The organism is Bradyrhizobium acaciae, from assembly GCF_020889785.1.
Taxonomy (GTDB): domain Bacteria; phylum Pseudomonadota; class Alphaproteobacteria; order Rhizobiales; family Xanthobacteraceae; genus Bradyrhizobium; species Bradyrhizobium acaciae.
In genome coordinates this window covers 28870-46144 of sequence record NZ_JACMYK010000009.1, presented here as the reverse complement: position 1 = coordinate 46144, position 17275 = coordinate 28870, and the positions used below count along the sequence as shown (strand labels likewise).

Genomic DNA, 17275 nt, shown 5'->3' with positions numbered 1-17275 from the left:
GAATGAGCAACAGACATGCCGAAGGAGATGGAGAAACTCGCCATAGCGGCCGAATGAAATGCCATGGAGCGCCAGTCGCTCTCGATGCAGACATGCCGGCAGAGAGAAACGCATTCGTGAGCGAAGCTATCCTCAAGTGGCGGATATAGGCGCTGAATTACACGTTGGAGGGGTTCGGCCACGCAAGACCTTGGTCAAGGTGCGCCGAACGAGACCAATCATCTCTTCGTATCGGCCGGTGCGGTTCAGACAAGTGTCGTCCAGCAATTTAACCGATAGACCCTCACCTCGGGCCGGCTAAGCGACAACGGTAGTTACTGTTGTTGGCTGGAGAGCCGAATGTTCGCGTTGCAGGCCCCTGCTCGATCCGGATCTCGCGGTTGTTTCGCATCGGCAGACAACCTTCGTCCATGACCCGGGCCGCTGGCGTTGGTGCAGCAAGGCCTGTCGAGAACTTACAACGTTGCTGCAACTGCGACACCGCGCTGTGTGCTGCCGGAGAGCTGATTGTGTGCGCTCTTCAACTCTCAGCTTTAGTAGGTGCCCACATTTGAATGCCTGCTAATGTGCCGCGGCCCCGGCACTTCAGCCGCACAGATCTGGGTAAAGTGGATGCTTGGTTTCATTTCGGCGGATCTCATACGTCAGCATCCGCTGATCGACAACGGCGCGCTGTATCGGGAGGTAGTGCAACTACAAGCAGAGAGTTCGATGTTCTTAAGGTCCGATCAGGCCACTTGACTGTGGTTCGACACAAATCTTCCTGGAAGAAGACCGATGATCAGATCTGAGACCGAACGCTTGATCCTCGTCCCGCCGGGACCCGCCCACGAGGCGGAATTGTTCAAGTTGCACAACGATCCCCTCGTGCAGACGGCGCTATTCAATGGCGTGCCGCAAAGCACTGACGATGTTCGCCAATGGCTCAATCGGTTTATCGCCACCTGGCGCAAGAATGGCTTCGGCGACTGGATCGTTTATGAGAAGGCTGACGATGGTCCGATTTTTATCGGCCGCTGTGGCCTGCGCGACTATGAAGGTACGAACAATCTAGAACTCGCATACTCTCTCACTGAATATGGGGCAGGACGGGGTCTGGGGCCGGAAGCCGCACGCTTTGCCATCACGCACGCCTTGCAAAACTCGACCAGGGAAAAGATCGCCTGCGTCATTGCGCACGGCAATCTTCGCTCCAAGCGGGCCGCCAAGAAGCTTGGGCTACGCTACGTCGACGACCGCTGGTATCAACGCAAGTTTTGGCAGTATTACGAGATGACCCGCGAGGAGTTTTACAACTTGCAAGACGAGCAGCTGACAAGGATTGGGTGAATGCAGCGTGATAGCAAGTGAATGCCGGCAGCCGGTTAGTAATCCCCGTTTGACGCGGATCGAGCCGCTTCCACCACAAACAACTTGACACTGTCGAGCTCAGCCGCTCGCAAATCGAGCTTTCCAACAGCTCAAGCCTGCCACCGGAGTAAGTCGGTGCTCGCCGCCTGGCGCTATCCGAGGGAGCCTGTTGAGCCAAAGCCAACGACCCAACCAATGAGGGGCCGCGCTCGCGGATGCGGCGTTTCGTACCCCTAAATTTGCGCGACAACTCACCTAGAGTAAGGAGCCAGAATATGTGCGGCATCTGTGGATGGATTGACTTCGATCGTGACCTTGGAGCTCCCAAGGTGCGACAGGAGCTTGCCCAGATGACCGCCACCATGGCTGACCGCGGTCCCGACGACGAAGGGATTTGGATCGACGGACCCGCAGCGCTCGGACACCGCCGCCTGGCGATCATTGACATTGAGGGCGGTCGTCAGCCGATGACGCTCCAGCAGGACGGCCGAACTGCCCTGGTGCTTGTCTACACCGGAGAAACCTACAACTACCGTGAGCTGCGTCAACGACTCGCCGCCCTTGGCCATCAGTTTGATACGAGCAGTGACACAGAGGTGGTGCTGCACGCTCATTGCGAGTGGGGTCAACAAGATTCGCGCTCCGCGGTGAACGAACTGAACGGAATGTTTGCCTACGCACTTTGGGACGTTGGCAGGCGTGAACTGCTTCTCATACGCGATCGGCTCGGCATTAAGCCCCTCTACTACTACCCCACCCCGCATGGCGTGCTGTTCGGCTCCGAGCCAAAGGCGATCCTGGCCAATCGCCTGGCTGCCCGCATCATGGATGGCGATGGACTTCGCCGCACGCTGTGCTCCATTGCCGATCCGGACATCACGGCCTTTCGCGGTATGCGCGAGGTACGGCCGGGTCACATCGTCCGCGTGAGGCGCGATGGGATCCAGCAGACGAAATATTGGCAGCTCACCGACACCGGGCACACCGACGACGTGCCGACCACGGTTCGGCGCGTCCGCGATCTGCTCGAGGACACAGTCCAGCGGCAGCTTATTGCTGACGTGCCATTGTGCACGCTTTTGTCGGGCGGGCTGGATTCCTCGGCCTTGACCGCACTGGCCGCGCGCTTCAGCGACAATAGGATCCGATCCTTCGCTCTCGATTTTGTCGGCTACACCGACAATTTTACCCCAAGCCCGATGTGTCCCACACCCGACGGACCGTACGTGCAGGAGGTCTCAAAGTTCGTCGATACCCATCACACAAACATCACATTATCCGCCGACGAACTCATGGACTCGAGCGTGCTGGCCAGTACCCTCCGTGCCCACGACCTGCCATTCACGGGAGGGGATCTCGATAGCTCGCTCTATCTGTTGTTCCGGGCTGTCCGGCAACGCTCGGCGCTCGCGCTGTCCGGAGAATCGGCCGACGAGCTTTTCGGGGGCTATGCCTGGTTCCACGATTCCGCATGCGTTCAGGCCGATACATTTCCCTGGTCCGAAAGCATCGATACCGCCCGCCAGTGCTTAGACAGCGGCATTGCTTCGAAGCTAGAGATGACCGACTATCTTGACGAGCAATACCGCAGGGCGCTCGCTGAAGTTCCCGCCTTGACCGGCCCCGCCTCGGCTGATCCGCTCGAGCGTCGTATGCGCCAGGTTTGTTACCTCTTTCTTACACGCTTCTTGCCGAGGCTGCTCAATCGCAAGGACCGGTTGAGTATGGCTTCAGGCCTGGAGGTACGGGTTCCCTATTGCGACCACCGCCTGGTCGAGTATGTGTTCGGCGCCCCATGGGGCCACAAGACCTTCGACGGGCGCGAGAAAAGCCTGCTGCGGGCCGCGACCGCGGACCTACTGCCGGAGTCAGTGATACGACGAGTTAAAAGTGTGTTCCCCTCTATCCAGGATTCCGCCTACTGCCGAATGCTACGCACCCGCTTCACCGCACTGCTGAACGATCCCAATGCGGCAGTGGCTCCGCTGCTGTCCATCGACCGCTCGCAGTCCTTGCTCAACGCTTCAGACAACATCAGGTGGGTACAGCATATCCTCAACCTGCAGGATTTCCTGACCAATTACAAAGTCAGCCTCACCATCTGAGACGCCAGCCGTCGGTCGGCTGATCCATAAGGAGTAGGAGCTGATCCATAAAGTGTAGGACAAGATCGCTTTGGCCCGACGAATCGAGCCGTCGTTTTTTCGACTTCAAAGCGCCCGGACAGATCATCATCGTCAGGCTCCGCACCCGCGCTGCTGGCCCTATCAGTCGCCGTCCCAACGTAATCAGTCATCTCATATCAAGGGACTGACAAATCGTCGAACAGCGCCTCACCCAGATCACCCATGAAGCGCGCCACTGCGTTGTCTGGGAGAAATGACCGATCATCTCCACTGGCGAAAGCTGTCATCACCACTATCACGCCACGCCGCTCGACAATGACGGCGTCCCCACGAACACCGGAAACGAACCCGGTCTTGCCAGCGATGATCAGATCTGGTGCCGTGCCGTGGTCCGCGGCGTACGGATCATACGGCAGTTTGCGTAGCAGCAGATCGACGTAATGCTGGCGCGACATGATTTCGCGGATTGTCTGCGAGGCTTGGCCGCTGATCAGTCGGCCTTCGGCAATGGCAGTTAGTGTCGCAAGGAAGTCACGGGCAGTGCTCACTGCAAAATTTCTCGGATCATCTCCGATCTTTCTGAAATCGATGCGATTGACGAGGCGCGTCGATGTCAAACCGATGTCGGCAATAACTTGGTTGATCCTGTCGAGACCGAGCAAGTCGATAATGATATTGGTGGCGGAGTTATCGCTCAGGATGATCATGAGCGTCGCGATATCGCGAAGCTGCATACTCACCCCGGGAGACAAATACTTTAGCACTCCCGATCCTCCGACTAAATCGCTGGCTCTGACGGAGATGACCTGATCAAGCGATTGCCGTCCCTTCTCCACCTCGTTCATCAGCGCGACGAGAATATGAAGCTTGATGCAGCTGGCGGTCGCGGTGGTTTTATCCGCTTGCCACGTGATCGTCTTTCCCGTCGAGATGTTGTATCCGGCGAAGACAACATCGCCGGACCAACTGCTGGCGAGATTGATCGCCCGGGACGAATCACCCTCTGTCATAGGTCGCTGCCGGAAGATGAGGGCTGAGATTCGCCTCGACCTAGCGGCATCAAAGATCTTTGACATTGCCAAACTTCTGCAAGATGCCTGTTGCTGCTAGATAGCGATTTTCCGGCACAAGGGGCGGCAGCATGACAACCTTTCCGGCCGCATCGTAGTAGGTGTCTACATCCTTTTTGGTGAGCACGATCTGCGGCGCCTTTGTGAGCGGCGGTGGCTTTTTGTCGTTCACGATCGCGACGCCCATGGCGAGAAGATACTGGCCCCAGTGAGTGCTGAACACCGAACCTTCGCCGACCCATTGCGGATTTGTGCGCAGCTCTTTCAGAGCCGCAAGCGAACCGCCGAGGCCGGCCACCAGCGCCTTGTCGCCGCGCCCGGACTCTGCAACAGCCCGCCATGTGGCGATGGCGGAATCGTCGTTGACCGCAAACAGCAGCAAGTTGCGGTCCTTGGGAATGGTCTGGAGAACGTTTTTCACCGCCGCATAGCTAGCTTCGAGCGCGCCCTTTCCATCAACCTGTATGCCGGTTGGACTAATAATGGTTGTCGTCGCAGTGATCGCCTCGGGGCCAACCTGCTGCATCCCCATTTCCTCGGCGACCGTAATATAGAAGTAGCGAACGCAGTCGTTCACCTCCACACCGGCGGCAGCCGCTTGCGCCACAAGCACGGTGGTATTGTCGGCAGTCCAGCCCTTCTCCCTGGCAGCAGCGGCGACGATCTTGGCAGCGTCGATACCGATCTCTTTGTTGACCAGGTTGAACCAGTGCCCGCCCGGTACGGGTACATTGATCGCGACATAGGGCACCTTGGCCCGCTCGAAAACCTTCTGCAGGGAATTCCCGATACCTTCGACACCGTTGTATTCGAAAACAATGTCCGGCTGCTCCTCGATCATCAGCCTTGCATTGTTTAAGGCGGTGACACCGTCGCCGTTATTGTTGTATCGCGAAAGGACAATGCCTATCTTGTCAGCCGCCGCCTTGAAGCCGTCGCCAAACTGCTTGAAGAGTTCGCCCGACTCCTGAACGTTGGCAAAAGCGAACTTGTACTTGCGATCGCCGGCTTCAGCCTTCCGGATGCCCAATCCGGCGAGAACAGAGCCGCCCAGAACCGCAGTACCAGCGACGAGCGTGCGTCGGCTCATCATGATTGACTTATCTGTCTTCGAGTTCATCATTTCCCCCTGAGTAAATTGTCCACAATGGCCGGGACCACTTAGCTGTCCTCACGCGCGAGCACCTCACGCAGCCTGGCGAAGCTAACACCGATGAGCAAAATGGTTCCGGTCACAATCTGCTGGTAGAAAGCAGGCACATGCAAAAGGGCCAGGCCATTCGCCACGGTCCCGAGGATGAGCACACCGATCAGCGTTCCTCCGATATTGCCTACGCCGCCCGATAGTGAGGCTCCGCCAAGCACGACGGCAGTGATCGAAGACAGCGCTACGTCGGAACCGACCGTCGCCGAACCGGCGAGCAGCTGGCTTGCAACAACGACACCAGCAAATGCCGAGAGGGATCCGCAGAGTACATAAACTGAGATCGTCACCAGATCGACACGAATGCCGGCGAGACGACTCGCCTCCGGGTTCCCGCCGACTGCGTAGAGCATGCGGCCATATACGGTAAAATTCAGCAGGAACGTGCCAGCGAATGCGAGAGCGACAAACGCCACGACATAAGCTGGTACGCTGGCAAAGGCGGGGTCGGCCAAAACACCGGCGTCGACATTGGCGAGCGGCACGGTAACGCCATCAGTCACTGCGTAAGCCAGACCGCCGGCGATGGACAGCGTTCCGAGGGTGACGATCAGCGGACTAATTCTAATTTTGGTGACGATAAGGCCGTTTATCAACCCGACGACCGCTCCGATGATGATGACAAGCGCAATAGCCACCGGCACCGGCATCCCGGCATTGGAGAAGAGCGCGAACAGAACTGAGCCGAGTGGCAAGACACCGGCGACGGAGAGGTCGAACCCCCCAGAAATAATCGCAAGTGATTGTCCGAGGGCGACGATACCTATCACCGTGACATTGGTCAGCACATTGGCAGCGTTGCTCCAAGTCAGAAAAAATGGGCTCGCAAATGAAAGCGAGACAACGATTAGGAGGTAGAAGAAGCCCATCCCGAATAGCTGCACGAGAAGACGCATCAATTTTTGCCGTCGAATACCGGGATCTGCTGCCGTTTCGGGCGCGGCGGTCTCAGCGAAAGCCTGACTCATTTTGATCAAATACCTCCTGCCGCGAGCGCAGCCGCGGCCGACTGCGTTTTGGCCGCTCCGCTTAGTTCTCCGACGATGCGGCCATCACGGATCACGATCAATCGATCGCTCAGCTCGACCGCCTCCTCGATGTCTGACGTGACGATGACCATCGGACACTTCGTCCGGGCGATGTCAAAAAGGAAGGAATGGATTTGTGCGCGCGCGCCAACGTCGACGCCCCGGCTCGGCTCCTGCAACACGAGGAATGAGGGCGCCATCGCCATTCGCGAAGCGAGAAGGATCTTCTGCTGGTTACCACCGCTCAACTGACCGAGAGGCTGCTCCAGCTTGCGGTAACGCACGTCGAAGCGCCGGCCTATCTCTGCCGCCCAGCGCCTCTCAAAGCCCGCGCGGATCACACCGAAGCGAGACATATGCGATAGCACCAACAAAACGAGATTCTCGCGGATGCTCCGCCTTAGTACCAGCCCTTCGCGCTTGCGTTCGGCAGGAACGTAGCCAATACCGAGCCTCCTCGCCCTGATCGGCGTGGCAGGGATCGGGCCAGCTCGGCCAAACAAGGAGAACGTTCCAGAAATATCATTTCGAGTTCCGCCAAGTCCTTGCGCGACAAGCTCGGCGCCAGACCCCCGCAGCCCGTAAAGGCAGACGATTTCGTTTGCCGCAACGGTGAACGACACGTCAGCAAGAGAGGGGATACCAGATCGCGACCACTTGCCAACGACAAGCGCCGCCGGCTTTGATCTGCTCACGGGGGCGATTACCGTTCGCTTGCTGTGCTGATCGCGGCCGAGCATATGGCGGATTAGTTCCGACTTGCTCGTGCTAGCCGTATCTAGGTCGGCGACCTTGCGACCATTGCGCAGGACGACGACGCGCTGGCTAAACTCATGCACTTCGTCCATACGGTGCGAAACGTAGATGAGGCCGACACCGTCGCTGTTCAACTTCGCGACGATGCCAAACAGTCGGCGACTCTCCTCCCCGCTAAGCGCTGCAGTTGGTTCGTCCAGCACGATGATGCGCGCTCGGCGGGCAAGCACCTTGACGATCTCGACGATCTGCCGCTCAGCCAAGGTCAGTCGAGCCATCGGGCGCGACAGGTCACCGAGATCGACTCCAATGGAGGCCGCCGCCTCCTCTGCCGCCCGCCGCGTGGACCGTCGCGTAACGAGCCCACACTTTCCTTCCCAGCGATTAAGCATCACATTATCGGCCACTGATAGATGCGGCACATAAGCGAGCTCCTGCGGGATGAGAGCGACCCCATGCGCCAACGCATCACGGGGCGCTTGAAAGAAGACGGGGCGGCCCTCCAGGGTCATTTCGCCGTCATTGTCGGGCCGAATTACACCGGAAATGATCTTGGAGAGCGTGGATTTTCCTGCGCCATTTTCACCAAGCAGAGCAACCGTCTCTCCGCGCGCAAGATCGAGATCGACGTGCTGCAGCACGCGCGTGACGCCGAACGTCTTGCCAATATTACTTAGCCGCAACAGGCCGCCCGGGGTCCGGCCGCAGTCCGACAACACGGCCCCAGGACAAATCTCGGCCGTGGACACAGTCGAACTCCTCATCACCCCTCGCGCGCGTTTCACTTCCGTAGGATATTCTTTTGTCCGTTCGCCTGAACGGATAGCCAAATATTCTATCTATTCGGCGCAGTTTGGCGGCGATTTTCGCGTAATTTCCGCATCTTTTGTGCGAGATCGGCCTCTCCCCCTCCTTTACGCTACCCGGGAAACTCACTTGCGAACCGATTCCGGCACAGGGCGTCAAAACGTGCAACGGCACGAGGGTGTCTTGCTTGATCGATGCTCCGTGTCGGGACGAGGACAACCGGAGATGCTTAACCCGTCCTCCGACTCGAAATTGGTCGCGCCCCAATTCGGTGACTAGCTTCGCTCTCTGTTGGCAGTGTTCTGCGCGCGCTCTATAGCGGTTGTCAGGCGCTTTTCTCGGGGAAAGACAGTTGGGTCATTCCTGCGTCCTGCAAAGTCGCTTCCAATTCGTGCAGTAGCACGAAGGTACAGCGGCTCTATTCCGTCGCACATTTGCTTGAGTTCTTTAGAGCAAAAGATCGAGCAAGATCGCCAACGAACATGCGGCGATTAAAATCGAACACCTATGTGCGATAAGGCCAATTCGTTTTCCGGCATTTGTTCGCGGAGACGACCATCACTTCGTGCGTTCATGTCAAGAAGGCGCGAAAAGGAGCGCGTTCTACTTCCTCTGCGATCAACGGCCATTGGCCATGAGCAAGCCTAGATCGTTGCCGACCTGAAGACGACTGAAGGAGCGATATCATCGGACTAAGGAGCAACGAGAGCGCTTGCTTCGATCCAAGGACCAGCAGTTGCCACATCAAGCGGGAGATCGTCGCGTCGATATCACAAGACATCCGTCCGATTGTCCCGAGGTAAGGTATCCCTCCGTTGAGGGCCGCCTTGTTTGACGGACGCGAGCGCTGCAGGTCCTAGGGGTAATCCCAGGAGAAGCGCTATGACGATTTCGCGGGCAGAGGTGATCACATCGATCGAGCGGCGGCGTCGGTGGTCGCAGGATGAGAAGGAACGGCTAGTTGCAGCATCGCTCGAGCCCGGAGCCACCGTTTCCGAGGTGGCTCGCATGGCCGGCCTTCATGTGAGCCAGCTGTTCAGGTGGCGCAAAGAGCTTTGCAAGCACGGTGAAACGAGTGTAGCGCCGTTAGTGCCGGTCGAGATTGGGCCGTCTGTGCCGCCGCGGGATGTGGCCGAAGCGCCATTGACGACGGCGCCGGCGCGTCGACGGAGGAGCCAGAGCATCATCGAGATTGATCTCGGTAGCGGACACCGAATCCGGGTCGATGGTGACGTTGATGGAGACGCACTGCGACGAGTTCTCGATGCCCTGGTGCGCCGATGATCCCGGTTCCGAGCGGCGTGCGAGTGTGGCTCGCGACAGGCTACACGGATATGCGCAGAGGCTTTCCGTCGTTGGCACTTCAAGTGCAGGAGGTGCTGCGCAAAGACCCGCTCAACGGTCATCTGTTCGTCTTCCGCGGTCGGCGCAGCGATCTTGTGAAAGTGATCTGGCACGATGGCCAGGGAGCATGCCTGTTTACCAAAAGACTCGAGAGAGGAAAGTTCATCTGGCCATCGGTTGCCGGTGAATCGGTAACGATCTCTCCGGCGCAGTTGAGCTATCTGTTGTCCGGGATCGATTGGCGCAACCCTCAAGAAACCCAGCGTCCGACGCGGGTCGGATAGCCGTTTTACAGTTTGAATCTTCTGCTTGATCTGATTCAATGGCTTCATGACATCGAAGCCGGACGATCTTCCATCGGACCTTGCGAGTGCCCTGGCGGCGCTGCAGGCCGAGCGTGAGGCGCGGCTGCGAGCTGAGGCGGTGGCTGCCAGCGCGCAGGCGGAGCTGTCGGACAACGAGGCGCTGGTCGCGCATCTCGAGCTGCGGATCGAGAAGCTCAAACGCGAACTGTACGGGCAGCGCTCCGAGCGCACGGCGCGGCTGCTCGAGCAGTTGGAACTGGAGCTCGAAGACCTCGTCACCACGGCGAGCGAGGATGAGCTTGCGGCGCAGGCCGCAGCGGCGAAGACTCAGAACGTCCGCCCCTTCACGCGCAAGCGGCCGGTGCGCAAGCCCTGGCCGGACGACATCGAACACGAGCGCGTCGTCATTGACGCTCCGACGAGCTGCGCCTGCTGCGGCGGATCGCGGCTGGCGAAGATCGGCGAGGATGTGACCAAGACGCTGGAGGAGATCCCGCGTCGCTTCAAGGTCATCGAGACAGTGCGCGAGAAGTTCACCTGCCGCGATTGCGAGAAGATCAGCCAGCCGCCTGCGCCGTTCCATGCCACGCCGCGCGGCTTCATCGGCCCACAATTGCTGGCGACGATCCTGTTCGACAAGTTCGGCATGCATATCCCGCTCAACCGCCAGAGTGCGCGCTTCAAGGCCGAGAGGATTGATTTGCCGCTGTCGACGCTGGCCGACCAGGTCGGCCACGGGACCTTCGCCGTCATGCCGCTCTTCCACTTGATCGAACGCCATGTGCTCGCTGCCGAGCGCCTTCATGGCGATGACACCACCATCCGTATCCTGGCGAAGGGCAAGTGCACGACCGGGCGGATCTGGACGTATGTGCGGGATGACCGGCCCTTTGCCGGGCCTGCGCCGCCGGCGGCGGTCTATTACGCCTCGAGCGACCGACGAGGCGAGCATCCCCAGAAGCATCTGGCCGCCTTCGCCGGTATCCTGCAAGCCGATTGCTACAACGGCTTCGAGCCGCTGTTCGACCCGCAAAAGAAGGTGCTGCCGATTACGCCGGCGTTTTGCTTCGCCCATGCGCGGCGGGGCTTCTTCGAGCTGGCTGACATCGAGAAGAATGCCCGGGAAGGCAAGAGAGGTAAACCGGTCTCTCCGATCGCGCTGGAGGCGGTCAGGCGCCTGGATGTGTTGTTCGAGATCGAGCGCGCCATTAACGGCTGCGGCGCCGAAGAGCGGCACGCCGTGCGCCAGGAAAAGAGTAAGCCGCTCCTCGGGGACATGCACGCCTGGTTGTTGCGTGAGCGCGAAACCCTCTCTCGCTCGTCCGAGGTCCTGAAGCCGATGAATTACATGCTCAGGCGCTGGGACAACTTCGCCCGCTTCCTCGACGATGGCAGGATCTGCTTGACCAACAATTGCGCTGAGCGCGCATTGAGAGGCATCGCCCTAGGAAGGCGCAACTGGACCTTCGCCGGCAGCCAGCGTGGTGCCGACCGTGCCGCCATCATGCTGACGATGATCACGACCTGTCGTCTCAACGACGTCGATCCCAAGGCCTGGCTCGCCGACGTCCTCGCCCGTATCGCCGATCTTCCCGCTTCGCGTCTGCACGAACTGCTACCCTGGGAATGGAAGCTCCTGCGCCAAGGCGACAAGCCTGCCGATCAGCAGGCCGCCTGATCTTCACGCAACACCATCATAGAGCTCGCCGTGCCCGCGCGCATGCATCAATCAGGCGGTCTTCGTCGTATGCGTACGAGGTAAGAGCCTCCTCGCTCTCATCAGATTGTGAGAGGCTCGACTTGAGTAGCCAATGTTGACGACAAGGTGTTAGCGGCGCAACGAGGCTTGGTAGATTCCAAGAGGCGATGGCGGCGCTATGACGGGCTCGATTGTCAAAGGATGACGGCCGATCACGCTTTGTACAAAAACCGTCTTCTCCAGGGAAAACGCCAAGCCTCACTGTCATCACGGAATTGGTGAAGCGCCTGACAATTCTGCCCTTGGTGCAACAAGGCAGCAAACATCACCAGCACCCGACTTCGTACTCGCATTTGCGCCTCCCCCCGCGGACGCTCGCAAGCAGTTTCGACTATTGGTTTTGGTAGTTTCTGAGCTCTCCTGGCCGTGTAGTTTGCGCCAAGTGTACCCTGTTCAACATTCCATGCCTATGTCGACCATCAAGAGTAGCGGAACGGATGTTCATGGCTGAGCCACACTCTCATAAGCCCGCTCGCAAGCAGCGCGAGATGCTACCGAGCATCGTTGTGACGGATGTCATTCCGCCCTCCGTCATAAACGCAATCGAGCGAGGCTCTGAAGGGTCCCATAGCCTTATAGCTAGCACGGGTGATCGACGGCCGCTTGCTGTCCTGCTGAATCAACCAGAAACCCAGCGCGTTCTGGGCGGTGCCATAGGATTGTCATCTCTCGGATTGCTGTTCCTAGACGCGTTCTTCTTGCCCGAGGAGCTCCGGGGAAGGGGCCTAGGGACAATGCTCTTGAGGGAATTTGAAGAGGAAGGCCGGCGGCGCGGATGCCGATGGGCATTTCTTTACACAATTAGTCTTCCAGAGTTCTACGCTGGAAACGGTTGGAACGTCCTCGGCCGCACACCTTGCGATGAACCTGGAACATTCCGGGTTTTCATGACCAAAAGCCTGAAACCATGCTCAACCGAACATCAATTCCGCGGTGGGCACATCCTCAAGACGCCTCGCCAAAGGGACTTTGGCATCCAACAAAAAAAGGACCAGGCATAAGGCAACGGCTTCGGCGCAAGCCCGCGAAATGAAAGCTGGAAGCTCCCTCTGGCAAAGACATCGGCGAGCGGGTTCCGCTGAGTACGCCCGATGCCTAGAATGACGCAGAGCTCTACGGCAAAGTGGTGGATTTGCAATCTCGCAGCCCGCTTATTGCATCGCGGTGGACCAACGCCGCGCTTTCAGCTCCCGCGGTGTCGTTCCGTCCAAGGTACCTTGAAATAGGTCGCGAGTACGAGCAAATGCGGACAGCAAAACGAGGTCTTATCGAAGTCGACTTCAGCGATGCTCGCGCCAGTGTTCCGGTTGACGCGCAATTCACCGTTGCCGCCAGCGGGATAACGGCCATTTTTGGCCCACGGGGCTGCGGCAACGCCAGGTTGGCGCGCTTGATCGCCGGTCTCGAGCGGCTGCCAACTGGCTTTTGTGCTATCGATGGCGAGCGATGGCAGGATGAAGATACGTTCCGCCCGCCGCATCTTCGTCGTATCGGCCACGTGTTCCAGCGGACGATCCTCTTTTCGAATCTGTCTGTCAGGCGCAACTTGCTTTACGATGCACCCAAACCCAAACCGCTCCCGATCGGGCTTGACGAAGTGGTCGAACTGCTCGACTTAGCGCCCCTGCTTGAACGTTCTCCGTCGCTCATTTCTGACGCCGAGCGGCAGCGAGTAGCGATTGGCAAAGCGCTATTATCGCAACCTCGACTGCTTATGATGGAGGAGCCCCTTGGCTCGGTCGATCGCTCCACCAAGCGCGAGCTTCTGCCTTTCCTGGAGCGATTGCACGAGAAACTCACGCTGCCCATGATCTATATCGGCCATGACATGGCTGATATAGAACGACTAGCCGACTATCTCGTCATAATGAAACAGGGCGTGGTTATTGCGGCCGGACCACTCGGCGCTCTGCAGAGCGACATCGCGCTGCCGCTTGCCATGCGCCAAGAAGCCGCCGTCAGTCTTGATGCCGTGGTCGATGGCTATGACGAGAGCTATGGGCTGCTCGTCCTCCTCTTTAAAGGGGTGCGCCTACTGGTACCAGGGGAGCCGCTTAAACCCGGTGCGCGACAACGGCTTCGCATCGCAGCCCGCGACGTTAGCGTTGCGCGTGACATGCCGAGCGCAAGCTCCATCGTCAACGTCTTTCCGGCGCGCATTAAGGCTTTCGTGCCCTTCGGCGACGCCGAGATCACGTTGCTGCTTGCGCTCGAGGCGGGCGGCTCGGTCGCTCAATTTTTATCGCGCATTACGCGCCGCTCCTTTGATTCGCTCGGGCTCAAAGATGGCATGGACGTCTTTGCCCAAGTCACAGGTATGTCGCTCGTCCCCACCTCGGAAATCCTCTTGAAAGGACTGGCAGCTGCGACCTGCGGGGAAGATCCCGTGCAGGAAAGCAGTGACAGGCTGCATCCGTTGACATTTGGACAGGGCATAGCGTTCTAGGGAGAGATAAGCAGGCTGATACGATCTCCTGCGACTGGTCCAAAATAAGCCGGTCGGAACTCTGAGCGCGAGGGCCAATCGTCGGCTTGGCATCAAGGATGCTTGTATCGTCACAAACGACGAATCCTGCCTCGTCACCTTGCACAACAAGGCTTCAAGATAGGGCCGCGCGAATTTCTGCGGAAGCCGCACATCTTCACCTTAAGGTACGGATTTCCCGCAACTTATCCACTCCAATGCGTTGCCTTCCGCGAAGCGGATGACGGCTGCCGGCTGACGCATAAACAACCGTCCGGGACAAATTCTCGAGCTCTCGCACAGCCATTCGCGCCCGCAAGATGGAGCCGAGCCTTACGATGATGCGGCAGCTGAGCCATCGCCGCGGCCAACGTCGCCTTCGAAATATTTTTTCGCTTCCAAATGCATCCGCAGGGCGACCGGTCTGTACGGGCCGAAGCTCGTGTAGTTGCGGACAGATTTCATGGCAAGTCGTTCGTAGACGGTATCGTGAAGCTGCGCGGTGTCAGGGACTTCACGGGACGCCTTGGACCATTGGAGAGCCGTTCCGCCCATTCCGACCATGCATTCATCGTGCATCATTCCATCGGCTGATGGATAGAGCCGCAGCAGATTCCTGTCGACGAGAACGCGGCCAGGTCCTGGAATTTTTTCAGCAATGAATTCCACCATCCAAGCGAGCGTGACGTCTGATAAACGTGATTCATTTTCCGGATAGCTTCCGCCGACATCAGCGTGATTGCCGGCGAACCAGATCTGATCGAATTGCTCGGGTTCGCCGTGCCTGTCGGGCCATGTAACGGTCCCGCTCCCTCCCCACGGGACGCGCTTGAAATCCTTACGCCCTTCGTCGATCGATTGCAGATGCCGTGCGTACTGAACATCGGATGGGAAATGGCGGTCGTACGTCCAATCGGGAAAGATCCGTTGCCAGCCGATCGCCGCAACTGCATCCCATATCCCGATGAAATAGGCGGAAGCACCGGCGGCGCGTCCGGCCTCTGCTTTGTACGCCGACCGGAACTGCTCCGCTCGCTTGTCCGCCTCTGCTCCGTTGCGCGGCATTCCGAGACGATAGACGCAGGCAACGGCCTCACCGGCCACGCGCCGCAGCGATTTTGGATCGAGGCTGATGGATTGCCCACTCCGCTCCTGTCTCGGAATGCCGCAGAGCTCCAGTACATGGGCGAGGCACCTGGCCGTGTAGGCGCCGCGGCTGAAGCCGAACAGGTAGATGCGATCCCCCGGCTCCCACACGCCGATGATGGCCGTGTAGCAATCGATGATCTTCTTGGTGATGCCGAACCCAAACATCTGCTGGAACGTTTCCTTGAATCGGCGCCAGCGACCGTCATATCCTGGTGCCGGCGTTCCTATTCCTGGAACGTAGAGCGCTAGCTGCCTTCTGGGGTCGATGATCGAGTCAGGACCTGTCCGCGTCGCCCGGTACAGTTTATAGACATTGGTCCGGCTCTCGTCTGGCAGCAGACCGCCTTCGTTTCCGGTGCCGTCAGCGAACAGCAGGATGTTCTTGGCCACGTTCAGTTCTCCTCTCAGGTCACACCAGAAGATCGATCGACGATTCTGCGACGACAATGCCGGTAGCATCCGTGAAAATTGCAGCACTCCCTCATCTTCTGCCGGAACGTGTCATAGTCATCCTGACCGATCAGTGGAATAGCTTCAGCGAGGCTCGCCACCTCTCCCGGCTTTTTTGCAAGAATGCCCTTGAGTTTTTGCTCATCAGAGCGAAGGCCTGCGATAGCGGCGTTGAGGTCGGAGATGCTGGTCGGGGTTACGAGTTTACCACCAATGTAGACAACCTGACTGAGACCAACGATGCCGAGAATCGTACCCGGAACGACGAACGTCGACAACTGATTGACACCCGCAGCGATCAGACCGCCAATTACAACCAGACCAAATATGAAGCTCTGATAACGGTACACGTCAAAGGCCCCGTCCGTGGTGAAGAAATCCCGCCAGGTTGCGTTTGCCGGGTCAACGACAGTCTTTGCCATGGGTATCCAGCCATGTCGCAGGAGCCATGCCCGGTTATCAGCTGAGAGCGTATTGCGCTGGCTGTCCGTACCTTTGGCGATTGTGGCTCCGATGCCGCTAATGCCGAGCAGCGCCAGGATTGAGGCAGAGAGGTCTACAAGAGCTCCTGTCTGCAACAGCAGCAGAGTTATGAGGGCGGCGACGGCCAGCGAGAATGCAAGTGTCTGGAACGTCGAAAGACTACCCTTCCCATCCGGACCTGCGCAGACCTGAGCGGGACTTAATGCTCGCAGAAACGAAGCAAACGTGTGATCCTGTTTTCTCAGAGCAAACGCAATCCAAAGGTAAAGAACGAGGACCTCTGCGAATACCAAGAAGATGCTGAACCAGTACGGACTGAGCCTGACACTTACGGACGATACCCGCCAGGGAGATTGGCCAACCGGACTGTTACACGTGTAGAGGTACAAATCGACCCTGCTCCAAAACCACGCAAGGTCATCGGCCATGTTCAGCGTAACGATTGTCTGATCGGGCTCGAGCAGATGCTTCTGCACCAGCGGATCCAAATCCGTCGCGCGGCGTGTCACCGCGTCTTGTCGCTTGAAGATATATGTCTGATCGCCGTAGCCGATTCCGGCAAAGTATCGCGCGCCATCGACGAATGGCGCACGAACTCCGATGTCCACGCGCTGATTTGTAGGAAGAAAATTCGTGCCGAGCACGAGGGGGGCGCCAACCGGATTGCGGCCTGACCGAAGCTCCACGGCAAATTCGCCAGGCTTAACGCACTGCTTTTGAGGGTCGCGGGGCGCGGCGGCAGCCGGAGCCTCGGCAGCTGAGGGCTTCTGATCCAGCTGATCCGCGCGCGGTTGCTCGGGCGCGGGGCCCTGCTTAGCGAGGAGCGGGCCATCAACCGCAGCCATGTGCTGTCGGGCTTTCGTCGGTGAGCAGAGCAACACACTCGTCAGCATAATCGTGTACATCGCAACGAACAGCGATCTCGTCATACGCCCTCCCCGACAGCCCGAATAGTCGGCGCCATTTACCAAGGGTTGCGT

Annotated in this window: 13 protein-coding genes; 7 read left to right on the top strand and 6 right to left on the bottom strand. The window is 58.7% G+C overall.

Annotated elements, in window-relative coordinates:
- Positions 1-777 precede the first annotated feature (777 nt).
- The gene (locus tag H8A92_RS06745; protein WP_229195050.1) at positions 778-1329 is read left to right on the top strand and encodes a GNAT family N-acetyltransferase; all 552 of its coding nucleotides are present in this window, start codon (positions 778-780) and stop codon (positions 1327-1329) included.
- A gap of 236 nt (positions 1330-1565) precedes the next feature.
- Positions 1566-3455, top strand: coding sequence for an asparagine synthase (glutamine-hydrolyzing) (asnB, locus tag H8A92_RS06740; RefSeq protein WP_338026507.1), 1890 nt, complete (start codon positions 1566-1568; stop codon positions 3453-3455).
- A 197-nt stretch (positions 3456-3652) separates the two neighbouring features.
- On the opposite strand, the gene H8A92_RS06735 is transcribed toward asnB, so the two are convergent.
- Genes H8A92_RS06735 through H8A92_RS06720 form a run of 4 tightly spaced genes read right to left on the bottom strand, consistent with a single transcriptional unit; the run spans position 3653 to position 8283 of the window.
- Entirely contained in the window at positions 3653-4486 is an 834-nt protein-coding gene (locus H8A92_RS06735) for a serine hydrolase (RefSeq protein ID WP_229195048.1), read from the bottom strand.
- A gap of 49 nt (positions 4487-4535) precedes the next feature.
- Positions 4536-5666 (bottom strand): sugar ABC transporter substrate-binding protein, encoded by a 1131-nt coding sequence (locus tag H8A92_RS06730; RefSeq protein WP_229195047.1) that lies wholly within the window; start codon positions 5664-5666, stop codon positions 4536-4538.
- A gap of 41 nt (positions 5667-5707) precedes the next feature.
- Positions 5708-6718 (bottom strand): ABC transporter permease, encoded by a 1011-nt coding sequence (locus H8A92_RS06725; RefSeq protein ID WP_229195046.1) that lies wholly within the window; start codon positions 6716-6718, stop codon positions 5708-5710.
- Positions 6719-6723: 5 nt separating this feature from the next.
- Positions 6724-8283: a sugar ABC transporter ATP-binding protein gene (locus tag H8A92_RS06720; RefSeq protein WP_229195045.1), complete on the bottom strand. Its 1560-nt coding sequence runs from the start codon at positions 8281-8283 to the stop codon at positions 6724-6726.
- Between the two features lie 940 nt (positions 8284-9223).
- Between H8A92_RS06720 and tnpA the strand changes: the two genes are divergently transcribed.
- The 5 genes from tnpA (at position 9224) to modC (ending at position 14195) form a co-directional block, all read left to right on the top strand.
- Positions 9224-9625 (top strand): IS66-like element accessory protein TnpA, encoded by a 402-nt coding sequence (gene tnpA / locus H8A92_RS06715; protein WP_229195044.1) that lies wholly within the window; start codon positions 9224-9226, stop codon positions 9623-9625.
- Entirely contained in the window at positions 9622-9969 is a 348-nt protein-coding gene (tnpB, locus tag H8A92_RS06710; RefSeq protein ID WP_229195043.1) for an IS66 family insertion sequence element accessory protein TnpB, read from the top strand. The genes tnpA and tnpB overlap by 4 nt, the downstream gene beginning before the upstream one ends.
- A gap of 46 nt (positions 9970-10015) precedes the next feature.
- On the top strand, positions 10016-11668 hold the full coding sequence (gene tnpC, locus H8A92_RS06705; RefSeq protein ID WP_038380666.1) for an IS66 family transposase: 1653 nt from the start codon (positions 10016-10018) through the stop codon (positions 11666-11668).
- A 518-nt stretch (positions 11669-12186) separates the two neighbouring features.
- On the top strand, positions 12187-12750 hold the full coding sequence (locus H8A92_RS06700) for a GNAT family N-acetyltransferase (protein WP_338026506.1): 564 nt from the start codon (positions 12187-12189) through the stop codon (positions 12748-12750).
- A gap of 242 nt (positions 12751-12992) precedes the next feature.
- Positions 12993-14195: a molybdenum ABC transporter ATP-binding protein gene (gene modC, locus H8A92_RS06695; RefSeq protein WP_229195042.1), complete on the top strand. Its 1203-nt coding sequence runs from the start codon at positions 12993-12995 to the stop codon at positions 14193-14195.
- Between the two features lie 351 nt (positions 14196-14546).
- Here modC and H8A92_RS06690 read toward each other — a convergent pair whose 3' ends face one another.
- Positions 14547-15752 carry a phospholipase effector Tle1 domain-containing protein gene (locus H8A92_RS06690; RefSeq protein WP_229195041.1) on the bottom strand — a complete coding sequence of 402 codons (1206 nt, stop codon included), beginning with the start codon at positions 15750-15752 and terminating at the stop codon, positions 14547-14549.
- Between the two features lie 14 nt (positions 15753-15766).
- Positions 15767-17224, bottom strand: a complete 1458-nt coding sequence (locus H8A92_RS06685) for a hypothetical protein (RefSeq protein ID WP_229195040.1) — start codon at positions 17222-17224, stop codon at positions 15767-15769.
- Between the last annotated feature and the right edge of the window lie 51 nt (positions 17225-17275).